Here is a 1,029-nt window from a genome sequence, read left to right as displayed (position 1 = left end):
GGCAGCACCGCCTAACAGGTCATTCAAGCCGAACCCACTTCGTCTTAGTTGCAGGCATGTTCGCTGCTGGGGCTTCGGTTCAACTCCCGGCTCACACGTTGTGGGTCGGCTTAATTCCGGTGTTAGGCGGCAATGAGACTCTCACTCCGATCTGCAGCTGATGAAGAGCGTGCTTTCTGTGAGTCACTAAATCGCCGCAACATGGGCGGGTACCTCGTCTCGAGAGGCATCGTGTGGGACCCAGATCGCTTCCTCGCTAGCTGGTTGGAGTTCGAGAACCTGCTGATCATCGCGGAGTCCGACATTGTCGGCCTGCTCAGGCTCGTGCCGGAGCAAGATGCACTTGGCCTTAGAGACCTGCAGGTGCTTCCACAACGTCAAGGACAGGGCATCGGCACGTGGGCGGTTCAGCAAGCGCAGGCGATCACGGTCAGCCGTGATTTGCTTCGGCTGCAGCTCCGAGTGTACGAGGAGAACCCAGCCAGAGCGTTGTATGCTCGCTTGGGGTTCAAGACAGAGTCGGTCGCTGGTGGCACGGTCCACATGGCGTGGGCGGTGCCGCCTAACAATTCATTCAAGCCGACGCCGCTTCGCGGCGCGGCTTAATTCTGGCGTTAGGCCGCGGAGCACCACCGAGGGCACCGCTGCATCCATCGTTCAATCTCGGCTCGCCATTAACATGGAGAACTCAGTATGTCCACTGGCGTCGTAGTTGTTTTTATCGTCATTCTGATTGCAGCGGCGGCAACCTACGCGGCAAAAAGAAAGAAGGGGTAAGGGTTGCTGCGCGGTGCAAGTAGCCAAGAAACCTCGCTCTTGCACCGCGAGTCCAGCAAATCACAGCAAGATTGGGTCCAATCCAGCCATGCAGCTCGCAACTGGTGCATGCGCCATCTATGGCATCGTGCTGGTGGCCGCAGGCTCATGGGCCGCAGCCTAACAATTCGTTCAAGCCGAACTTGCTTCGTTACACCAAAGCCATGGCAGAAAGAGCTTGCCATGGCTTTGGCTCCACTACGCAAGTCGGCT

General features: G+C 58.0%; 1 protein-coding gene. It reads left to right on the top strand.

From position 1 onward, the window contains the following. Positions 1-132: 132 nt before the first annotated feature. On the top strand, positions 133-606 hold the full coding sequence (locus B5D37_RS14550; RefSeq protein ID WP_078759450.1) for a GNAT family N-acetyltransferase: 474 nt from the start codon (positions 133-135) through the stop codon (positions 604-606). Positions 607-1,029 lie beyond the last annotated feature (423 nt).

Origin of the sequence: Lysobacter spongiicola DSM 21749, from assembly GCF_900167055.1 — a bacterium.
Classification (GTDB): domain Bacteria; phylum Pseudomonadota; class Gammaproteobacteria; order Xanthomonadales; family Xanthomonadaceae; genus Novilysobacter; species Novilysobacter spongiicola.
This window is presented reverse-complemented; position numbering and strand designations above follow the sequence as displayed.

Coding starts and splice junctions, on each gene's coding strand:
- B5D37_RS14550 (WP_078759450.1), top strand. CDS start 133: ATGAGACTCTCACTCCGATCTGCAGCTGATGAAGAGCGTGCTTTCTGT.